Annotated in this window: 17 protein-coding genes; 12 read left to right on the top strand and 5 right to left on the bottom strand. The window is 41.6% G+C overall.

What is annotated here, in order from left to right; all coding sequences use genetic code 11:
• Positions 1-10: 10 nt before the first annotated feature.
• The gene (locus AAEY98_RS01340) at positions 11-1,873 is read right to left on the bottom strand and encodes a methyl-accepting chemotaxis protein (protein ID WP_351014632.1); all 1,863 of its coding nucleotides are present in this window, start codon (positions 1,871-1,873) and stop codon (positions 11-13) included.
• A gap of 328 nt (positions 1,874-2,201) precedes the next feature.
• Between AAEY98_RS01340 and AAEY98_RS01335 the strand changes: the two genes are divergently transcribed.
• From AAEY98_RS01335 to AAEY98_RS01325, 3 genes are read left to right on the top strand one after another with little or no spacing between them, the layout of a single operon-like run.
• A complete protein-coding gene (locus tag AAEY98_RS01335; RefSeq protein WP_351014630.1) occupies positions 2,202-2,699 on the top strand; it encodes an RNA polymerase sigma factor in 498 nt (165 codons plus the stop codon).
• Positions 2,696-3,337 (top strand): hypothetical protein, encoded by a 642-nt coding sequence (locus AAEY98_RS01330; RefSeq protein WP_182744892.1) that lies wholly within the window; start codon positions 2,696-2,698, stop codon positions 3,335-3,337. The genes AAEY98_RS01335 and AAEY98_RS01330 overlap by 4 nt, the downstream gene beginning before the upstream one ends.
• Positions 3,334-4,272, top strand: a complete 939-nt coding sequence (locus AAEY98_RS01325) for a DUF4097 family beta strand repeat-containing protein (RefSeq protein WP_182744893.1) — start codon at positions 3,334-3,336, stop codon at positions 4,270-4,272. The genes AAEY98_RS01330 and AAEY98_RS01325 overlap by 4 nt, the downstream gene beginning before the upstream one ends.
• Before the next feature lie 183 nt (positions 4,273-4,455).
• On the opposite strand, the gene rsuA is transcribed toward AAEY98_RS01325, so the two are convergent.
• Entirely contained in the window at positions 4,456-5,145 is a 690-nt protein-coding gene (gene rsuA / locus AAEY98_RS01320) for a 16S rRNA pseudouridine(516) synthase RsuA (protein WP_101085902.1), read from the bottom strand.
• A 292-nt stretch (positions 5,146-5,437) separates the two neighbouring features.
• On the opposite strand from rsuA, the gene AAEY98_RS01315 reads away from it, so the two are divergent.
• The 4 genes from AAEY98_RS01315 (at position 5,438) to AAEY98_RS01300 (ending at position 9,688) form a co-directional block, all read left to right on the top strand.
• Positions 5,438-7,525 carry a M13 family metallopeptidase gene (locus tag AAEY98_RS01315; RefSeq protein WP_101085903.1) on the top strand — a complete coding sequence of 696 codons (2,088 nt, stop codon included), beginning with the start codon at positions 5,438-5,440 and terminating at the stop codon, positions 7,523-7,525.
• A 214-nt stretch (positions 7,526-7,739) separates the two neighbouring features.
• Positions 7,740-8,519: a nucleotidyltransferase family protein gene (locus AAEY98_RS01310; protein WP_162022445.1), complete on the top strand. Its 780-nt coding sequence runs from the start codon at positions 7,740-7,742 to the stop codon at positions 8,517-8,519.
• 175 nt (positions 8,520-8,694) lie between these two features.
• A complete protein-coding gene (locus AAEY98_RS01305) occupies positions 8,695-9,096 on the top strand; it encodes an SMI1/KNR4 family protein (RefSeq protein WP_011636316.1) in 402 nt (133 codons plus the stop codon).
• Positions 9,097-9,187: 91 nt separating this feature from the next.
• Positions 9,188-9,688 (top strand): DUF4447 family protein, encoded by a 501-nt coding sequence (locus AAEY98_RS01300; protein ID WP_351014628.1) that lies wholly within the window; start codon positions 9,188-9,190, stop codon positions 9,686-9,688.
• 62 nt (positions 9,689-9,750) lie between these two features.
• Here AAEY98_RS01300 and AAEY98_RS01295 read toward each other — a convergent pair whose 3' ends face one another.
• Positions 9,751-10,383: a glutathione S-transferase family protein gene (locus tag AAEY98_RS01295; protein ID WP_192115703.1), complete on the bottom strand. Its 633-nt coding sequence runs from the start codon at positions 10,381-10,383 to the stop codon at positions 9,751-9,753.
• Positions 10,384-10,477: 94 nt separating this feature from the next.
• Entirely contained in the window at positions 10,478-13,045 is a 2,568-nt protein-coding gene (locus AAEY98_RS01290; RefSeq protein ID WP_192115701.1) for a TonB-dependent receptor, read from the bottom strand.
• A gap of 223 nt (positions 13,046-13,268) precedes the next feature.
• On the opposite strand from AAEY98_RS01290, the gene AAEY98_RS01285 reads away from it, so the two are divergent.
• From AAEY98_RS01285 to AAEY98_RS01270, 4 genes are all read left to right on the top strand, one after another.
• Positions 13,269-13,808: a PH domain-containing protein gene (locus AAEY98_RS01285; protein ID WP_351014627.1), complete on the top strand. Its 540-nt coding sequence runs from the start codon at positions 13,269-13,271 to the stop codon at positions 13,806-13,808.
• Between the two features lie 12 nt (positions 13,809-13,820).
• Positions 13,821-15,086 carry an NRAMP family divalent metal transporter gene (locus AAEY98_RS01280; RefSeq protein ID WP_351014625.1) on the top strand — a complete coding sequence of 422 codons (1,266 nt, stop codon included), beginning with the start codon at positions 13,821-13,823 and terminating at the stop codon, positions 15,084-15,086.
• A gap of 386 nt (positions 15,087-15,472) precedes the next feature.
• Positions 15,473-15,937, top strand: a complete 465-nt coding sequence (locus AAEY98_RS01275) for a YehS family protein (protein WP_192115693.1) — start codon at positions 15,473-15,475, stop codon at positions 15,935-15,937.
• Between the two features lie 284 nt (positions 15,938-16,221).
• Positions 16,222-17,910: an NAD-dependent malic enzyme gene (locus AAEY98_RS01270; RefSeq protein WP_101085910.1), complete on the top strand. Its 1,689-nt coding sequence runs from the start codon at positions 16,222-16,224 to the stop codon at positions 17,908-17,910.
• A gap of 156 nt (positions 17,911-18,066) precedes the next feature.
• On the opposite strand, the gene AAEY98_RS01265 is transcribed toward AAEY98_RS01270, so the two are convergent.
• On the bottom strand, positions 18,067-18,501 hold the full coding sequence (locus AAEY98_RS01265) for a DUF3069 domain-containing protein (RefSeq protein ID WP_182744700.1): 435 nt from the start codon (positions 18,499-18,501) through the stop codon (positions 18,067-18,069).
• A 423-nt stretch (positions 18,502-18,924) separates the two neighbouring features.
• Between AAEY98_RS01265 and AAEY98_RS01260 the strand changes: the two genes are divergently transcribed.
• Positions 18,925-20,808: a tetratricopeptide repeat-containing diguanylate cyclase gene (locus AAEY98_RS01260; protein WP_351014622.1), complete on the top strand. Its 1,884-nt coding sequence runs from the start codon at positions 18,925-18,927 to the stop codon at positions 20,806-20,808.

Here is a 20,808-nt window from a genome sequence, read left to right as displayed (position 1 = left end):
TGACAACGAATTACACTGTGAACTGGCTCACCGCTTCATGCAGTGCTTTGGCTCGTACTCTCACATCTTCAGAAGCCGCGGCATTCTCTTCCGCTGCTTGCGATGATTCATCAGCAATATCACGGATAACCACCACGTTTTTACCCACTTCTGCGGCAACCATGCTTTGCTCCTCAATTGCAGCAGCAATTTGAGTACTCATGTCCATAATATTGGTCACGTCATTGGTAATGGTTCGTAAAACATCACCAGCGATGGTGGCTTGTTCAGCACTCTCTCGCCCTTGTTGTTGGCTTTCGTGCATAAGGTTAACAATCGAATGAGTTCGCGCTTGTAAGGTTGAAATGATGCTGGAGATTTCTTGAGTCGACGTTTGTGTTCGCAAGGCTAGCGTGCGCACCTCATCGGCAACAACCGCAAAACCACGGCCTTGTTCCCCCGCTCTTGCTGCTTCAATCGCCGCGTTTAATGCCAATAAGTTTGTTTGATCAGCAATGCCTCTAATCACATCAAGCACACTGCCAATAGTGACACTGTCTCGCTCAAGTTCAGTAACTACAGCGGCTGAATCGGCTAATTGCTTCGCTAGCAAGTTTATTTTTTGAACGGTGAGTTCTACGCCCTGTTGACCAGATTGAGCATTCTCATGAGTTTGGCTGGCTTTACTGGCCGCCAATTCAGTATTCTTGGCAATTTCGTCAATGGTAGCCCCCATTTCGGTAACGGCTGTAGCGACCATGTCGGTTTCATTAAGCTGACGTAACACGCCTTCTGAAGCTGTCATAGCATTTCGAGACAGCTCTTGGCACGACTCATTCATTACGGTAACCGACTCGTTCACTTGTTGGATCAATTCTTGAAAAGTCATGACCATTTGGTTGAAGTGATAGGCGATTTTCGATAATTCATCATTACCAGAATCATCACAACGCATTGATAAGTCTTTACTTTTTTCAATTGAAGAAATTACATAGGTAATATCTTGCACCGGCTTAATAATACTACGAATAATTAAATAGGTGAAAATACACAGTACTGCAGCGATTAACAAAAATATGCTTAAGCCAATAATAAAAGCCTGATTTTTACCATGTTCAATTTCGGCCAAGGTTTCCTCTCGCAGGGTAACGGTATCATTATCGGTTTGATGAATTTTATCCCGCAACTCGGCCATTTTACCGTCTTCGTCCGACAGACCAAATAGCACTTCTTTATTGACTAAATTGTTAAAATTCACTCGATAATCTTTAATATCTGCAGTCAATTGCTCTTTGTCAGAGAAGGACAAAGTAGACTGTTGTACTTGAGCTAAAAAACGGCCAATTCCGTCATCAAAAGCTTGTACATATTTAGGACCACGACGGAGCATAAAGTCTTTCTCACTGCGACGCAGCTGAAGCATAGCCACCAGCAGGGCATCATCGGCATTGCCACTCAGCACAGTTTCGACTTTTTTAACTGCCAAACGCAAATCGCCATATAAACCTGACTCGGGAGTTAGGCCTATCTCAACTTTTAGCGCGATGAGCTCATGGAATATCGTTTTATAATCATTGAGGTTGTTTTCAAAATCATCTAGAGCATCAACATTCATATCTTGATGCTCTAGCGCGACACGTACTTCGGCCATATAAGCCAAAATATCATTCATGCTATGTTTGAATTTTTCAATATAAACAGTGTCGTTACGATGGAGGAAATCCTTTTCTTCAGTACGTAATTCAAGCACTTTTTTTTCAATTTCAACAATACTGCTCGATGCGGTTGATAATTCCAACAGGACTGATTCAGAATAATTTTGTAACCCGAACATCGCGAGTACTGAGGAGATTGAAATGAGCGAACTTAAAATAAGTTTCGAACGAATAAGCATATTTTCTACCACCCCAAAGTAAGATTTAACGTTATTGTTATTGTTATTGTTATTGTTATTTTTTTGTCATTTTATAGTTGTTTTGTAGTTATTTTTAGATCATTGCTGCAACGAAAGTATAACATCTAGTTATCGGCAAACATAAGTAAAGCTAAACTCTTTTAAAAATAAGTGATTATTTATAATCACTCATATAAACCTTTTGCCGACTTGAGGCTGTCAAATAACTACACCATCATATTGGACATGTTGTGACATTAAGGATGCCGCTATTAATCAGTCAACAAACGAGCAATTAAGCCACTTAGCGGCACTTGACGATAATCAGTTGGTCGCAATAGCGGTTACTGGATGCAAGCAGGCGTTCCAGCAACTCTATAGCCGCCATCATAAGCGGGTTTATGCCATTTGCTTTAGATTGAGTGGCCAAGCTCACCTTGCAGACGATATAACTCAAGTGTGTTTTATACGCTTATGGCATAAATTGGACCAATTCAGAGGCGACAGCCAATTTACCACCTGGTTGCATCGCTTGTGCGTCCGCCAAGCGATTAACGAACTAAAGGTACAACAATCGTGGTGGCGACGCTTTATACCGACAGAGCAACTTGAGCCGCAGGACATACCCACGGTTGCCTTTGATGAATATCACCAATTGGATAAGTGTATTGCCAAATTACCTCAACGGACTCGTATGGTATTTGTACTGTGTGCAATTGAAGGTTATCAACATAAAGAAATTGCCGCCCTACTCAACATTGCCGAGGGCACGAGTAAAGCGCAGTACCATAATGCTAAACAATTTTTACAGGAGATGCTTGCATGAACCCGTCACCGCAAGACCTAGATAGCCTAATCAAGTCATTGCCGCTAGAGATGCAACCTACAACCGATTTGTGGCCAGCGATTGCAGCTAAGTTACCACCTCAATCTCAGCAAAAAAAACATCTGGTTCGCCCTTGGCTTATCGCCGCTAGCGTTGCAGTTTTTTGTATGCTGACCATCCTGCTTTGGCAACGCCCAGAGGGTAATTCATTGCTGCCGCAAACTGCCACAATAACCTCAACCGCCCCAGGGTCGACATTGAATACTGAGGTAAGCCTAGTAACATCACCAACCCACACCCAGGCAACATTAGCTGAGACAACATTAGCTGAGCTAGTCGATCAAATAGCCATGACTCATCAGAGCCAACTGGATGTTTTTAATCAAAACCAATACACCGTGAGTTGGCAATTATCATCAACTGATGCTCCACAACAGATACAGAGCGATATTAGCCAAGCATTAGCCGAGCTGGATACCGCCTCAAAACAAGTACAAGCAGCATTGAAACAACAACCGACTAATCAACAAATGTGGCAATTATGGCGCTGGATCATGCAACGTCAAATAACCCTATTGCAGCAAGGCCAAAAGCTCCCATTTACGTCTAAACGGACACCACAAGGAAATACAATATGAGCATTCTTAAATACGTGTTAATCGTGCCGTTAATCGGTATCAGTTTTATCTCCATGGCCAAAGAAGCCGTTGACCAACAATTAACGGTCACAGATAACCCTTCGGTCAGCATGAAAATACAACGGGGTAACGTTGAGCTCGTCAGTTGGGATAAAAATAGCATTCAGATTAAAGGTGAACTTGATGAGTTAAGCCAAGGCTTAATATTTGAGGTTAAAGGCAATAGCGTTATTGTAGAAGATAAATTACCCCGCAGTTATCAGGGCAGTAATAAACAAGGGTCACAACTGACCATTTACCTGCCTAAACAGCTAGGTTTAGATGCCGAGGGAGTATCAGCCAGTTATCAATTATCACAGCTAAATGGCCAAATATCGTTAGCGTTAGTCAGCGGCAACATTAACGCCCAACAACTTAGTGGCAATACTAAACTCACCACGGTGTCAGGCAATATTAATACCTCTGAGCTAGCAGGAAAAATTAACCTCGAAACAGTATCGGGCGATATCACTGATAGCAATAGCCAAGGCGAGGCTGAGCTGCGCTTAGTCAGTGGCGAACTAAAAAGCCAAAGCGCTTTTACACATTTGTCTGTCGACCAAGTGTCTGGTGACATAACCGCAATCGTTAACCAAGTCACTGAGTTGAATATTGTTACCATCAGTGGCGATGCACAATTAACCTTAGGGGCTGATTTAAACAAAGCTCAACTCGAAACCATAAGTGGAGATATGGCACTAACGTTTGCTGCTATGCCTAACATCAGTTTTATGATTGATGGCGGCCCTGGTGGAAAAATAGACAATCAATTAACCGATGATAAACCGCTAAAACAAAAGTACTCACCAGCCAAAACGTTGCAGTTCAAAACTCAAGCTGGCACAGGTCAAGTCAACATCAATACCATTAGTGGCAAAATTAGCCTGACTCAATAAGTGTAAAATAACATTAGCTCGGGGTAAGCGATGCTTATAAAAGAGCGCTTTGCTCGCAATTGATTCTGTCTTGAAAAAGTGATTTTGTATTGAGTAGAAATTGATTTGCAATGAGCAGATAAAGAAATGCCCGGTAATCATTATATGGTGACAACCGGGCACTTTTATATATTCAAATAATGACTACACAGATTTCATTTCAGCATCGGTTAAAAAGCGCCATTCACCTGCGGCTAAGTCCGTGTTTAACTCGATATCACCTACCGCTTCACGGTGTAAATTAACCACTCTATTACCCACCGCGGCAAACATACGCTTAACTTGATGGTACTTACCTTCGCTAATCGTCAATCGCACATGAGTTGAGTCAATAATATCGAGCAAAGCAGGCTTGGTCAGCTCATCTTCATTGCGCAGCTCAACACCATCGGCAAATACCTGGATTAAACTGTCATCAATAGGTTCGGCTAATTCAACCAAATAGCGTTTGCCACAATCTTTTTTTGGCGAAGTGATTTTATGCGACCACTGACCATCGCTGGTAATTAACACTAAGCCTGTGGTGTCGACATCTAATCGACCAGCAATGTGCAAAGTGTCCATTTTCTCAATATCAATCAAACTCAATACGGATGGATATTCTTCATCGATGGTTGAACAAATGGTGTCTACCGGTTTGTTTAACATGATGTAACGCTCGCCAATCACGCTAATTAATATGCCGTCTAAATGCACCGACATTTGTGGTAGTACTTTAAAACCTGAGTTTTTGACCACAACACCATCACAGGTAACGTCACCACGATGCAAGGCTCTCTTGGCCAATGACCGAGTCAGTTCGGTACTTTCACAGATAAATTTGTCTAAACGCACAATGATTACTCAATCTAAAAATATTGACGCTATTATGCTGCTTACACGCTTAAATAGAAATCAATCACCGATATTTTTCACCGCTAAGGTAATTTTTGGTTACACATCCTCACAAAAAACACACTAAAAAGGCCTCCTTGCGGCTTGTTTTATAGGCGGATAAGGCCTTAACATACAATTCACAATAAAAGTAATAGCTTTTCCCTTTGGATAAAGGGGTTATTACTGAATTAAGCGACACTGATCGCAATGCCCCATTGAAGGGCTTTTTACATCAAGCAAAGGAAACAACATGAGAAAATTGGTTATTGGCGGTCTATGCGCCTCATTAATTGCAGGCTTGAGTGCTTGTAGTGATGACAAGGCAGTCGTTACGCCTGCTGCAGATGTCGCAAAAACAGCTACTGCTGCTGCAGTAGAAAAAGCACTTACGTCTGGCATCACGTTTGACAACATCGACAAGTCAGTGCGCCCACAAGACGATTTTTATATGTATGTTAACGGCGCATGGATGAAAAATGCAGAAATCCCTAGCGACCGTACCAACATTGGCGCATTTTACGACTTACGTGAAAATGCACGTGATGATGTTAAAGCCATTATTGAAGATTTAAGCGCGACGCCGAATCTAGCCGATGGCACAGATGAACAGAAAGTGGCTGATTTATATCGCTCATTCATGGATGTTGAAACGCTTGATAAATTAGGTATTGCACCAATCCAAGCTGATTTGGATAAAATTGCAGCCCTGAAAGATAAAAAAGAATTAACCGCATTTTTTGGTGAAAACCAAGCAAACGGTGGCGGTACACCGCTAGCATTCTATGTTGAAATTGATGCTAAAGATTCAAGCCGTTATGCCACACACATTTGGCAATATGGTTTAAGCCTGCCAGAGAAAGATTACTACTTTAATCAAGAAGAACGCTTCGTCAACATCCGTAAAGCCTACGTTGAACACATTGAGAAAATGTACAACCTTGCTGGCTTACCAAATGCAAAAGCCAACGCTGAAGCCATTCTTGCACTTGAAACTCAAATTGCAGAAAAGCATTGGGACGTTGTTGAAACGCGCGACAGTACTAAAACATACAACCTATACCAAGTTAAGAATTTGCCAGAATTGGCTTCAGAAATTAACTGGGATGGTTATTTAGCGGCGCTTGGCGGCGACAAGCAAACAGATATCATTATCAACCAACCAAGTTATATCCAAGGCTTAAACGAGGTGCTTAAAAATAACGACCTTGATACTTGGAAAAACTACATGACTTGGATGGCATTAACTCATAATGCCAGCAATTTATCTGAAGCATTAGATAACGAAAACTTTGAGTTTTTCTCTAAGACGCTTAATGGTCAAGAAGAACAAGAACCTCGTTGGAAGCGTGGCGTGAGCACTGTGAGTGACACGCTAGGCGAAGTAGTGGGTAAAGTGTATGTGAAACGTCACTTTGCACCAGAAGCTAAAACCCGCATGGAACAGTTAGTTGAAAACCTACGTGGCGCTTATAGTTCAAGCATTGATTCATTAGATTGGATGAGTGCTGATACTAAAGTTGCTGCAAAAGATAAATTGGCTAAGTTTAATCCTAAAATTGGTTACCCGAACAAATGGGATGACTACAGCAAACTAACCATTAAAGCAGATGATTTAGTCGGTAACGCCAAGCGTGCAGCGATTGTTGAGCATAACAAAAGTCTTGCTAAGTTAGGCCAACCAATTGACAAAGACGAGTGGCACATGACGCCACAAACCGTTAACGCTTACTACAACCCAACCATGAACGAAATCGTGTTCCCTGCTGCGATTTTACAACCGCCTTTCTTCAACTTAGAAGCTGATGATGCGGTTAACTATGGTGGTATTGGTGCTGTTATTGGCCACGAAATGGGCCATGGCTTTGATGACCAAGGTGCTAAATTTGATGGCGAAGGTAACATGCGTGACTGGTGGACCGAAGCTGACTTAAAAGCATTCGAGTCAAAAGGCAATGCATTAATCGCTCAGTACAATGGTTATCAAGTGTTTGACGACCTACACGTGAATGGCAGCTTAACATTAGGCGAGAACATTGGTGACTTATCAGGTGTGACTATCGCCTATAAAGCTTACAAAATGTCACTTGACGGTAAAGAAGCACCAGTTATTGATGGCTTAACAGGCGATCAACGTTTCTTCATGGGCTTCACTCAAATTTGGCGTGTGAAGATGAAAGAAGAAGCCATGCGTAACCGCGTAGCAACTGATCCGCATTCACCTGGTCATTTCCGTGCATTAGGTGCGTTATCTAACATGCCTGAGTTCTACAGCACTTATGACGTGAAAGAAGGCGACAAAATGTACATTGAGCCTGCTAGTCGCGTAAAAATTTGGTAATCACCAAGACGAATGACTGACTTAGGTCACATTTACACACAAAAAAGGGCATCGAAAGATGCCCTTTTTTTATAAAAAAAACTAACCAATTGATAATAAAAACAAATACAACACAAAGCCACGTTAATATATATCATTAAACCTTGTTCATTCAGCCCCTATTCAGCCAAAAAGCGGTACATTGGGTTAACAGACATTATGCTGGAGCTATTCAATGAATAAGCTGTTTCGTACCTTCTTTATATTCTTAATTTTACTGTCTACACGTGGTGCTATTGCCCAGCCTAACGAGCTTAAATACACCAAGCTAGCTCAGCCATCTGACTTCAGCCAAAAATCATCTAATGATATTGAGCAGCTAATGGCGCTTTATGATCACAACAGCGACTTGGTGACACAAGATACCGATAACTTACATACTCTGATGTCTCGGGCACCGGCGGCGCAGCAAGAACTGATTGACCTACTTCACTTCATTGACCAATCAAGTAATACTAAAACCATTATTCCTGCGACCAAAAGTTATCAGCGTGCCTCTCAAAAAGTGCAAACAAAATTTAATGGCGACGCCAGCCAACTAACCGACATAGCACGGGCAAGTGTGGTGGCCTATGACGTAAAAAGCTTGCTATCAAGTTACCAACAGTTGAGCCAATACACCGAAATTGTGCAATTAAAAAATCGTTTTTCTCATCCTAAAGTGTCAGGTTATCGTGATTTAAATGTATTAGTGAAATTACCCGTTAGCCAAATGGTGGTTGAAGTACAATTTCATTTAAATGATATTGCCGACATAAAAAGTGGCCCTGAACATCATGTTTATGAGCAAATCCAACAGATAGAGTCTCAGGCGAAAGCCACATCTAGACACTTAAATGACATTGAGCAAGCCATGATAGCCAAGCTTCGTCAAGACTCGCACAAGCAGTATCATAAAGCGTGGTTAAGCTATAAACGTCAAAGTTTATATAGTTCACAACAACAAGTAGCATAAATACTGATAACTATCTTTATTATGAATAACTCACAACCCCTAACGTTTTTCTAATCACAGTAAGTTTCCACCCTTTTAGCGCTCATATGAGCGCTTTTTTTTTGCCAAACAAGATCCGCAACAATCACTTCTGCTATACTCGCGCCCATTACAAAACGATCTGCTGGACAATGCGATGAATGACATTATTGAACAACTACAAGAATTAAGCGAAACCGTACCGGTGCCGTTAGAATTGCCAACTTTTGAGCAACTTGTAGAAGTTGAAGAACAGATCTTAATTGGTTTACCCAACGATCTAAAAGAATTCTTACTGTATGGCAGCGATGTTATTTATGGCACGCTTGAACCTGTTACCGCTGCCGATCCATCTTCACATACCTACTTACCTGAAGTGGCTTGTTATGCTTGGTCTATTGGATTACCTCGCGAACAAATTGCCATTTGCCAAATCGGTGATAGCTTTTATTGTATTGATGAAGAAAGCCAAGTGTTGTTTTGGAAAAAAGGCCGATTTAGCGACAAAGTATGGGAATCATTTTGGCATTGGGCCGAAGACGTATGGCTTAATCGATAATCTTATTTATTAGCCTCGGTTGGAGTTAACTAACCCAACGCGAGATAATAAACGGTTATCAAACAAATTATCACTAACAATGAGAACGATCATGTCGAAAAATACCGGTTTAAATGCAATTGAAATTCAATGTTTACGTCAGTCTTTAGGCCTAACAACTGAACAGGTTGCTAGCATCACTAAAGCCAGTAATGAAGACGTGATGGCATGGGAATCTGGCGAGAAAGAAGCACCGATTCCGGCTCAAAAAAAGTTACTAGAAATCGATGATATTATCGAAATGCAAGTGCTCAACACCTCTGACGGTATTGAAGAGCTATTTAAAAAAGAGCCTAAGCGTCGGTTAGCCTTTGTGGTGTATCCGACTCAAGCGCTATATACCCAATACAATCCAGAATTTTTAAGCACTTTACCATTAACTGAATTGTACAATGCCGCAGCTTGGCGTATTAAAAAAGAATGTAAACTCGTACTTGAAGTGGATGTAAGCTTAGTCGCGCTCGATGCCGAAGCCTATAAAACTTATCGTGCTGATAACGGCATGAGCGAAAGCCGAGAAAGCCGTGCAAAATGGGCTGCTACTCAGTTATAAAAAACCTCCATTTTGACAGTCAATCACTAAAAGGAAGCTTCGGGCTTCCTTTTTAATAACGGTTATTTAGCGACATCGGCAAGTGCTACTGTTTTGGCGAGCGCAGCAGCCAAAGCAGGACGTTGCTTTAGCCTATCACGATACGCTGACAACTTGGGCGGAATGTCTTGCTTAAATCCCAAAGCCCACCCTAATGTTTGGCTTAATAGTATATCGGCGACCATTGGCTCGCAGCCACATACAAACCCAGACTCCGGTATCCAAGTTTCAGCAATAGCTGTCGCCTGATCAAACTCCCATTTAGCTACAGTAAACATAGTGTCTACACGCAGTTCTTTTGGCAACGCAAAACGATGCTTTGCAATACTCCAAATCGGTTGTTCAAGCTCACTAATGACAAAGCTCATCCAGCGTTCATGGATAGCAGACTCTTGAGTACCCGGTTTTGGCAACCATTTACCTTGGCCGTACTTTTCCGCTAAATAACGCATAATGGCCGCAGATTCGCTTAACACAAAATCACCCTCTGTGAGTACTGGCATTTTGCCACTAGGGTTAAGGGCTAAAAATGCGTCACCTTTATGTTCACCATTAGCAAAATCGATAGCATAAAACTGCCATGCAATACCTAACTCTTCTAAAAGCCAAGATACGCGTAGCGCACGACTTTTTTGGGTTCCGTATAACGTAATCATTTTGGCTCCATTTTGTATGATGAGGTTAATGAGAATAAAAAAGCCACATTGCACCTTAAGTGAATGTGGCTGTTGTTATCTTATGACGTTGTCATTAGAACTTCATTGTGACTTTAGTATAAATATAACGGCCTAATGGGTTATGTACACCCATTGCGTAACCATATAGGTCTGCATCACCATCACCAATCGCAAATGATGGCTCTTCATCAAACACGTTATTAACACCTACAGATAGCTTAACCGTGTCATTGAAACGATATGAACCAGACATATCAACTAACAACTGTGCATCAACGGTACGGGTTTCGTTGAAATCTTCAAACTCGCCGATGTAACTTAAGTTAACGTTAGCGGCAAAGTCATCCATGTTCCAGTTAGTTGTAGCTAACCAGCGGTGTTGTGGATACTCATACTCACCAGTGTAATCAATGATCTCGCCATCAATTTCTTTTTCAAAGCTGATTAAGTAACTGTACTCTAGACCAAACTTAACGTCACCATAGCGGTTTAATTCAAGACCATAATGAGTTGATAAATCTACACCTTGAACTTCTTGTGAACCAATATTGACGAATCCAGATTTAATCACATCAAGCGGACCAAATGTCTGACCTGCTTGCGGTGCATTTCGCAAACAGACCGTACTGTTTTGATCATTACAATTTTCATCATAAAGAACCTGGTTTTGCAGTGAATCAATCTTGTGATCTTGGAGGATATTGTACATATCGACACCAATATCAAACTGCTGACTTGGAGCCCAAATCATGCCCACATTCCAGGTTTCTGACTCTTCTGCTTTAAGGTTAGGGTTACCGGCAAATATAAAGTTGTAATCCAATAACTCACAATCTACGTTATCAGCTTCACAACGATAGCTATCAATTAAAAAGTCACTTTTTTCAGATGGGCCTAAGCCTATTTGCGCTAACGATGGTGCACGGAAACCAGTTGACCAAGAACCACGTGCAGTTATCTCGTCACTAATGCCCCATTGGAAGGCAATTTTAGGGTTAGTGGTTGAACCAAAGTCACTGTAGCTGTCATAACGACCCGCTAACTGCAGTTCAAAGTTATCTGCAATAGGAATTGATAATTCTACATAGGCAGCATGTTGATCACGTGAACCAAATGCAGACACCGCTTCAGTACCAAAAATCAGACCGCGCTGGAACTGCTCATCTGGCACGTCACTAACGCTTTCTTCGCGATACTCTGCACCTGCAGCCATCATGATATCGCGGTCGGCGATAGTAAACGCATGGCCCGAAATACTCGCATCATAAGCTGTGATGCTCGACTTACCTTGTCTTACTAGGCTAGTAGTGATGCGATCAATTACATCTGCTGAGTTAATCGTGCCGCCAAAAGGATTGTAATTGCCGGCATCAATTTCGGCTTGTAAGTAATCAGTTCTTACCCAACCTTGTGAACGATCGCCTGTTTGAGTTGATTCACTGCGACCACGTTGCGCTGACACTTCCCAGTCCCAATCGTTTATTACACCGCGAAGACCGGCAACAATACGCATAGTATCTGATTCAATATCCCAACGACGAGCGCCAGCATCAACTGTACGGTAACGGCCGATATCAATGTCTTGTCCAAATGGGTTGTTAGGATGAGAACCAGGCACGGTTAAACCAGCATCTTCATCTAATGGCGTTGGTGCACCACCCGCTTCAGAGGTGTTATGTTGTACAGATAACTCTAAAAATGCAGTTAAATCTTCACCTAGCATGTAATCAAATTGGCCAATAGCACCAACACGCTCAGACGTTGGAATGGTTAAATTGTATGGACCGTAATCAAACAAACAACTGCCACTTGCTGTGGCATTCTCAGCGGGGCAATCAGGATCGATGGTTTTCACACCATTAACATAAAAATACCCTGGAAAGCCTCGTGATGAACGGTAATCTTCACCGCCGTAAGGTGATTGGTTAGCGGTGCCAAAACGACCCATATCGCTTGCTGACAAGGTGCCATTGGTAAAGTAATCAAGAATAATTGACGCACTGCCTTTGTCGGCTTTTACGCCCCACACTAAGCTGGCTGTGGTTTCGTCATAACCCGTACCGCTGTCATCACCATAACCTAGGTTAATTTCAAGCCCTTCGATATCTTTTCTTAATATGATGTTAACCACACCAGCGATAGCATCAGAACCATAAATGGCTGAAGCACCGTCTTTAAGAATATCAATGCGCTCAATCGCTGATACTGGGATATTGTTGATATCAACAAATGAATTCGAAATACCTTCAGCAAAGGCACTCGATCCCACTCGGCGACCATTGATAAGTACCAAAGTGGCATCTGGCCCTAAGCCACGTAAACTGATTGATGCACCACCGTTAGCGGTAGAGTCTTGGCTGTTTCCACGAGTAGAAAATGCACCAGAACCGTTTGCAGGCATACGCTCAAGCAATTGTTGTAGGTTATCGAAACCCATGTTGGCGATATCGTCTTTATTTAACGATTGTACTGGCGAAGGTCCTTCAATATCAGTTCGTTTGATACGAGAACCGGTCACTTCAATTCGTTCAACTTTTGATTCAGCACCGGCTTCGGCAGCTTGAGAAACGAATGCGATAGGGGCAAGGGACAGTGATATAGCGATAGCGCAAGCACTACGCAGTAGGTTAGTTTTTTTCATGATCATCCTTAACGTTAATTTATTGTTTTACATCCTTGACTGCTGCACACTGCCGTTAAAGCTATAACGACGCGCAACTCGTGCGGATTTATACTTACGTAACTAAGTTAAGTCATTTCTTAACAAAGTCAACACAAGCCCGTAATGTAAATGTAACCAGCCACTTAAACAAGAATAAATACTTAAAAAAAGTGAATTTAAATGCTTTTGATATGGAGGTCAGATGAGTGACAAAACGCTAGTTAGTGCCCACTTTCATGCAAACCTAGGTCTGTACTGGTTATTGTCTGGTGGCTTAGTCTTTTGCCTAAGTGTTGTTGGTATTCCATTGTTATTATTATGGTTTCCCCTAGGGTTATTGGCGACAAAACGTTACATCAATAACATGAGTGCTGAATTAACTGAGCAAAAACTCATCGTCCGCAAAGGGTTGTTTACTCGAACTGAAAATACCGTTCCATTGGATAAAATCACCGATATGGCGCTTATCCAAGGCCCCATCATGCGCATGTTTGGCATACATAAACTTACCGTAGAAACCGCCGGGCAATCTGGTGCTGGGGCGTTAATTAACTTAACGGGCGTCATAAATGTAGTGGATTTTAGAGCACAAGTACTGGCACAAAAAACACAACTCACTGAACGGAAAGACCACACATCGGCCCGCCCCAATACCGATGCATTAATCCTCGACAATCTACAACAAATGAACGCTACTCTTTTACGTATTGAACAATCATTAACCGCTAAACAATCAAACTAGGTCTTTTTTAACATGCTTAATCAACAAACTGCATCAGCCTTACCGTGGGTATCTCGTGTTAACACACTGTTCAAAGCCACAGGACCTGGGATCTTAATGGCCGCCGCCGCGATTGGCGCTTCTCACTTAGTCGCCTCTACTCGAGCGGGTGCCGAATTTGGTTGGCAACTGGCGTGGCTCATTTTATTAGTCAATATCGTTAAGTATCCTTTCTTCGCCGCTGGCGCTCGCTACACAGCAGCAACTGATGAGAGTTTATTGCACGGTTATCAAAAGCAAGGCCGCGGGTATTTGATGCTGTTTACGGGGCTTAATGTTATTGCCGCCATTGCCAGTACGGCGGGGGTATGTATGTTAACGGCAGCAATGTTAACCCAGTTTATTCCGCTATCGATTGATGTATTAGCGCTAATTGTATTGGTCAGCTCATTAGCATTATTAATTTTCGGCCACTACAAACTGCTTGATAAAATGACCAAAATTATCATGTTGGCTCTTACGTTAACCACCTTAGTCGCCGTGGCATTGGCTTTTAATCGTCATAGCGGATTCGGCACTCCAGTGGTTGGTGAATCTCCTTGGCAATGGGCGTATGTCGGTTTTTTAGTGGCGATGATGGGTTGGATGCCTGCTCCGATAGAGGTCAGTACTTGGAACTCATTATGGTTAATAGAAAAACGTAAAACTCAAACGGTAACCGCCAAGCAGGCTATTTTTGATTTTAATCTAGGCTATGTCACCACGGCATTACTGGCGATTGTATTTTTAGCGTTAGGCGCATTAGTGATGCACGGCAGTGGCGAGCGTTTTTCTGACTCTGGCGCGGTATTTGCGTCGCAATTGATCACCCTTTATAGCCAAGTTATGGGCAATGAAAGCCGCTATCTCATTGGGATAGTCGCGTTTTTATGTATTTTTAGCACCACAGTGACGGTAATTGATGGTTATAGCCGCACACTTGATATGGGCTGGCGATTACTGTCTAACAACACGTCCACACGCAGTTATTTAACACAGGTGATGCTCGGGATCAGCGCGCTGGGTTTATTACTCATTTTATTCTTTAAAGGCGCCTTATTACCGCTGCTTGAATTTGTGATGATCCTTGCCTTTATGACTACCGTTATTTTTGCTTGGCTTAACTTCCGTTTAATGACCAGTAACACCTTGGCTAAAAAACATCGTTATGGCCGGGTGATGGTTGGATTGTCTTGGATTGGTTTATTGTATTTAGTTAGCTTCGCTATTTTGTTTATTTATTGGTATCTCACAAAGTAATCTCACTAAAAGCCTAGAGGCTAGGACGCTACGCGGCTAGATCCTATAAAATCAACAGCCTAACAGCGAAGCGACACTAGCAGGCCGAAGCTCGCCCTAGCAGCGAAGCGATACTAGCAGACCAAAGGTCGCCCTAGCAGCGAAGCGATACCAGCAGACCGAAGGCCGCCCTAGCAGCGAAGCGATACTAGCAGACCGAAGGTCGCCCTAGCAGCGAAGCGGCACTAGCAGACCGAAGGTCGCCCTAGCAGCGAAGCGACACTAGCTGCGTTAGAAATCGATTGCAGCTCAAGCAGGATTAATCTGACTAATCAATGATTACCCGTTATACTAGTGTTTCGTCAATTGACCTAAACCATTTATGCGCAGCCGCGCCAGAGAACCTTATGATTAACAATGATATTCTTCGCCGTATTCGCTTTGTGTTTGACTATTCAAATGCCAAAATGATTAACATTTTCAGCCAAGCCAAAGTAGACATGTCTTCAGAGCAAATTATTGCGCTGTTGAAAAAAGAGGAAGAAGAAGGTTATCAAGCGTGTAATGACACATTAATGTGTCAATTCTTAGATGGTTTGATCATTCAAAATCGTGGATTAAAGCCAGGAGCTGAAGTACCTGCGCCCTTAAAGCAATTGACTAACAACCTTATGTTCAAAAAATTACGCGTAGCGCTTGAAATGCGTGAAGAAGATATTATTGCCACATTAGCCTTAGCAGATTTTTCAATGACTAAATCTGAGCTAGGCGCGCTATTCCGTAACCCTGATCATAAAAACTATAAGCCTTGTGGCGACCAGGTATTAAGAAACTTCGTTAAAGGTTTATCAATCAAACATCGCGGTAAGTAAAACCTACCAAGTTGTTGAGATAATACTTTATAAATGCGCAGCTTAGGCTGCGCATTTTTGTTTGTGGCGTTTACATTTAAACAATAATCATTTTGCATTTACACCATGCGATTGTTCACATAGCAATGACACAATAGTGAGAGGTGAGTAAAAGTACCTAACAATTATGTGATTTTACTCACTTAACAGACCACAAAAAAGATCAGACGTGATAATCTACAAGCACAAAAAACCAGCCCAATTCTAATAACGATCTAACTGGATCTCACACATTAAGGTTCCCCATGGACGATAACAAACGCCCCCTCTATCTTCCTTTTGCCGGCCCAGCGATTCTTGAATCACCCCTGCTTAATAAAGGCAGTGCATTTAGTGAAGAAGAACGAATTTATTTCAACCTCGAAGGCCTCATTCCTTGGGTCATTGAAACCATTGATGAGCAAGCCGCTCGTGCTTACGCACAGTTTAAAAACTTCACCAATGATCTCGATAAACACATTTATTTGCGCAACATTCAAGATACTAACGAAACCTTATTTTATCGTTTAGTGCGTAATAACATCAGTGAAATGATGCCAATTATCTACACGCCTACGGTTGGTTTAGCCTGTGAACGTTTCTCAAAAAACTATCGTCGTAACCGCGGTTTATTTATTTCGTATCCTAACAAAGATCGCATTGATGATATTTTAAATAACTCAACCCGCCATAAAGTCAAAGTCATCGTGGTGACGGACGGAGAACGTATTCTCGGTTTAGGCGACCAAGGCATAGGCGGTATGGGGATCCCAATTGGTAAATTATCGCTATACACCAGTTGTGGCGGCATAAGCCCGGCGTATTGTCTTGCGGTGACCTTAGATGTTGGTACTGATAACCCACAACTTCTTGAAGACCCTATGTATATGGGTTGGCGTCATCAGCGTATTGGCGGTGATGAATATGCTGAATTTGTTGAAGAGTTTATGCAAGCAGTCAGCCGTCGCTGGCCAGATGCCTTAATTCAGTTCGAAGATTTTGCACAAAAAAATGCCATGCCATTACTTGAACGATATAAAGATCAATATTGCAGTTTCAATGATGATATTCAAGGCACTGCAGCCGTTACGGTAGGCTCACTACTGGCAGCTTGTAAAGCCGCTAACAGTAAACTTAGCGAACAACGTATTACCTTCTTGGGTGCGGGTAGCGCTGGTTGTGGTATTGCCGAAGCGATTGTGGCGACAATGGTGTCTGAGGGCATTAGCGATCAACAAGCTCGCTCACAAGTGTTTATGGTCGATCGTTGGGGCTTATTACTCGATAACATGCCTAACCTACTTCCATTCCAACAGAAGCTAGCGCAACCCTGTGCCACGATAGAAGCATGGGACAATTACAGTGACAATATTTCGTTACTTGATGTGGTTAACAATGCCAAACCAACGGTACTTATTGGAGTATCAGGCTCTCCTGGTTTATTTACTGAAGAAATCATTAGAGCAATGCACAGCCATTGTAAACGCCCTATTGTATTCCCATTATCGAATCCAACGAGCCGTGTAGAAGCGACCCCGAAGGACATTCTTAATTGGACATCGGGCCAAGCACTCGTGGCAACGGGTAGCCCATTTGAACCTGTGGTCGTCAATGGCGAAACCTTTGAGATAGCACAATGTAATAATAGCTTTATCTTCCCAGGTATTGGCTTAGGCGTATTATCTTGTGGTGCAAGGCGTGTATCGGATGAAATGTTAATGGCTTCAAGTCGTGCTTTAGCGGAGTGTTCGCCATTAGGCAAAGAGGGTGTTGGCTCGCTATTACCTCGTCTAGAAGATATTCAAGCTGTCAGTAAATATATTGCTTTTGCTGTTGCTAAAGCAGCTATTGATCAAGGTTTAGCATTACCTTGTACCGATGAATTATTGCAACAATCGATTGAAGCTAACTTCTGGGAACCTGAATATCGTCGTTACAAACGTACCTCATTCTAACCATTAATAAGGTCCATTCAGCGCTTTAGAATTGTAAAGCGCTGATTGTCATTACTGTGATAGTGAAACTCATTGATTGAAAAGGTTATGCGCTTTTTAACCATAAAAAAATCCCAACCTAAGTTGGGATTTTTTATGTCTGTAATAACAGTAAATTTATGCCGACATCACTAGCTTAAAACTATTCAACAATGGGCGGTCGGTGCGCGCTTTTTTAAGCTTACGTAAACACTCTTTCAACGACTGCTCAGCTAAGCGTCCGAAGACACCATCATATTCGTTATTATTCATCTCTTCTTCAGAGTCAGCACTATCAGCAATTTCTTGCGCAACACGGCTTAACTGCATCCACGCATTGGCAATATAAAAGCCATGAAACTCTGCTTTGGTCATTAACTTTTGCGCACTCGCAGGTAATGCATCCCAAGCATGAGTAAATGTATTGGCTTTATCTTCAATAAGTTCGCTAAACAAGCCTTCATAGGCCTCAAGTAATGTTTCAGGTAACTTGTCCATCGGCAGTACTTTGTTTGCTACGTTATACGAAATTTGTTTTGCTACTTCTTGATACTGCGGGTCAACTTTGGTCATGGTTATCTCTCAATTAACATTCTCCACATGGATTGGCATCAGAATGTTTGATGGCATAATAATCAAATTATTTATTGAAATTAGGCCAGAACAAACGCACTCTTAATGCCATATCTATGCAGTGATATGTCTTTTACTCATGTAAATGAAAACAAGCTAATCCAATTATGACATGATTTTTTACTGTTTGTATTATCAGTTTTTAAAGTAATACTCCGTCGATATATTAACTTAATGAGCAGATCAGTCTCTAAATATGGACTTTAATCTGCAGGTCACATCAATTTATCATTGATAAAACACCCATTGTGCACAATAATTGCTCATCGATAGTAAAGATGTATATAAAAGTGCTATAACTACGCCTACACAATGATTATTGTTGCCAACAAAAAACTATAAATAAAAAAGCAGCTTATTATTTTGAATAAATCACTAAATTTTCACTTTTTTATTGCCATTTTTATCGCAATATATTTTTTACCTACTCCAGTTTTTGCCGCTTATTACGACAACGACAAAGCTGATGCTATCTATAAAAAAATAGATTTAGCTGATTATATTGATCAGATCGCTGGCGAAAAGCTACTCAACGAATATAAGCGGATCATTGCCTCTGACGATGAGATCCGTCAAAAACTCTATGTCCGTTTAAACTGCTGGAACCAGCCTTCTACTACAGAGAGTGAACTTACCAACGCCATTAAATATGCAGAGCAGCAACTGCTGATATATTCAGAACCCTATCCATCCGCAATTCATACCGATTTATTATTATGTTTGGGCTATTACAAACAGTTTTCAGGGCAATTAGACGAAGCTCTGGACGATCTTTCTAATGCAATAAATAATGCATACGAACTTGAAGATCCTCGACTTATCGCTGACGGTCGCAGCATTCGAGGGGCAATGCTGTCCTATCAAGGCAACTATTCATCTGCATTAGAAGATTTAATTACATCGCAACAATTGTATGAAAATCTTAATTTAACTTATTGGGCAAATGATAACTTGAGTGAACTTGCTGCAAGTTATCGGCGTTTTGGTGATGCTGAAACCGCTCTTAAATACCAAATAAAACTAGAACAAGTTTACCTTAAGGCCAATCAACAAATAGAAGCTGATAACATCAATAATCAGATCGCATTTTCACTTTTAGAGCTTGGACGTATCGATGAGTCTACAGCTCGATTTAAGCAGTCGCTCACCTTCTGGAAAACCCAAAAAGATAACGTTGCGATTGCAGATGCCAAAACTAATGTTGCAGGAAATCTGATTAAACTAGATAAAATAGATGAAGCATTAGTGCTGTTAAAGGAAGCAGAAAAAGAAATCCCAGTCAGTCATGATGGGCCGCATAGTTCATTAATGTTATACCTAGCACAAGCATATTTAGCGACAAATGAATTAGATAAGGCACTTGAATATAGTCAGCTTGCATCTATTGATTTTAACCGTGGTGGCAATCAACGCGGTGAAAGTGAAAACATCTATATCAAAAGCGATATCTACCAAGCTAAAGGTGATATTGAAAATGCATTAAAAACTTTGCAAAAATTTATCAAAATGCACATGGCTCTTGATAAGCAAAATATGTCTGATCGCAACTCAGAAATGCAAGCGCGCTTTAATACCAACAAAATTCAAACCGAAAACGAATGGTTAATACAACGCGACAAAGATAAAGAGCAACAGTTACAAATTTTACAGCGTAACGAAAGCATGCAAATCATCATTATTATCTTAGTTGCGATTATTTTAATTATCGTATCAATGTTTGCTTATAAACAAGTCATTCGAAAACAACTCTTTAGGCGTTTAGCCCTAACCGATGAGCTGACTAAATTGGCCAATAGACGTGACACCTATTCTCAGGGGCATTACTTCTTAAAATCATCCAAACTATCAGGCAAGCCGTTTTCCATTATCTCTTTTGATGCTGATCATTTTAAAATAGTAAATGATACATTAGGCCACGACATGGGAGATAAAGTACTGGTAAAACTAGCGTCAATTAGCACAAGCATGATGCGTGATACCGATGTTGTTGGACGTGTTGGCGGTGAAGAATTTTTGATTTTACTGCCTAATATCGACAAAACTAAAGCCATTGAAATCGCTAATCGGTTAATTGAGACCATTGCTGATTATGACTGGACTCAGATTGCGCCGAACTTACATCAAACCGTCAGTGCCGGGGTTGCCAGCTATAGTAATGAAGAAGACTTGTCACCATTGTTACTAAAAGCGGACAAAGCGCTCTATTCTGCCAAAGCTGCTGGTCGAAATTGTGTCAAAGCTGAGTAA

Source organism: Shewanella sp. AC91-MNA-CIBAN-0169 (assembly GCF_040310165.1).
In the GTDB taxonomy this organism is placed as follows: Bacteria; Pseudomonadota; Gammaproteobacteria; order Enterobacterales; family Shewanellaceae; genus Shewanella.
The sequence above is the reverse complement of the archived record's forward strand: the minus strand, read 5'-3'. Positions and strand labels throughout refer to the sequence as shown.

What these genes read in the sequence shown, in the direction of transcription:
- AAEY98_RS01340 (WP_351014632.1), bottom strand. Translation starts at nt 1,873, where the DNA reads ATGCTTATTCGTTCGAAACTTATTTTAAGTTCGCTCATTTCAATCTCC.
- AAEY98_RS01330 (WP_182744892.1), top strand. Translation starts at nt 2,696, where the DNA reads ATGAACCCGTCACCGCAAGACCTAGATAGCCTAATCAAGTCATTGCCG.
- AAEY98_RS01325 (WP_182744893.1), top strand. Translation starts at nt 3,334, where the DNA reads ATGAGCATTCTTAAATACGTGTTAATCGTGCCGTTAATCGGTATCAGT.
- AAEY98_RS01315 (WP_101085903.1), top strand. Translation starts at nt 5,438, where the DNA reads ATGAGAAAATTGGTTATTGGCGGTCTATGCGCCTCATTAATTGCAGGC.
- AAEY98_RS01310 (WP_162022445.1), top strand. Translation starts at nt 7,740, where the DNA reads ATGAATAAGCTGTTTCGTACCTTCTTTATATTCTTAATTTTACTGTCT.
- AAEY98_RS01305 (WP_011636316.1), top strand. Translation starts at nt 8,695, where the DNA reads ATGAATGACATTATTGAACAACTACAAGAATTAAGCGAAACCGTACCG.
- AAEY98_RS01300 (WP_351014628.1), top strand. Translation starts at nt 9,188, where the DNA reads ATGTCGAAAAATACCGGTTTAAATGCAATTGAAATTCAATGTTTACGT.
- AAEY98_RS01295 (WP_192115703.1), bottom strand. Translation starts at nt 10,383, where the DNA reads ATGATTACGTTATACGGAACCCAAAAAAGTCGTGCGCTACGCGTATCT.
- AAEY98_RS01290 (WP_192115701.1), bottom strand. Translation starts at nt 13,045, where the DNA reads ATGAAAAAAACTAACCTACTGCGTAGTGCTTGCGCTATCGCTATATCA.
- AAEY98_RS01285 (WP_351014627.1), top strand. Translation starts at nt 13,269, where the DNA reads ATGAGTGACAAAACGCTAGTTAGTGCCCACTTTCATGCAAACCTAGGT.
- AAEY98_RS01280 (WP_351014625.1), top strand. Translation starts at nt 13,821, where the DNA reads ATGCTTAATCAACAAACTGCATCAGCCTTACCGTGGGTATCTCGTGTT.
- AAEY98_RS01275 (WP_192115693.1), top strand. Translation starts at nt 15,473, where the DNA reads ATGATTAACAATGATATTCTTCGCCGTATTCGCTTTGTGTTTGACTAT.
- AAEY98_RS01270 (WP_101085910.1), top strand. Translation starts at nt 16,222, where the DNA reads ATGGACGATAACAAACGCCCCCTCTATCTTCCTTTTGCCGGCCCAGCG.
- AAEY98_RS01265 (WP_182744700.1), bottom strand. Translation starts at nt 18,501, where the DNA reads ATGACCAAAGTTGACCCGCAGTATCAAGAAGTAGCAAAACAAATTTCG.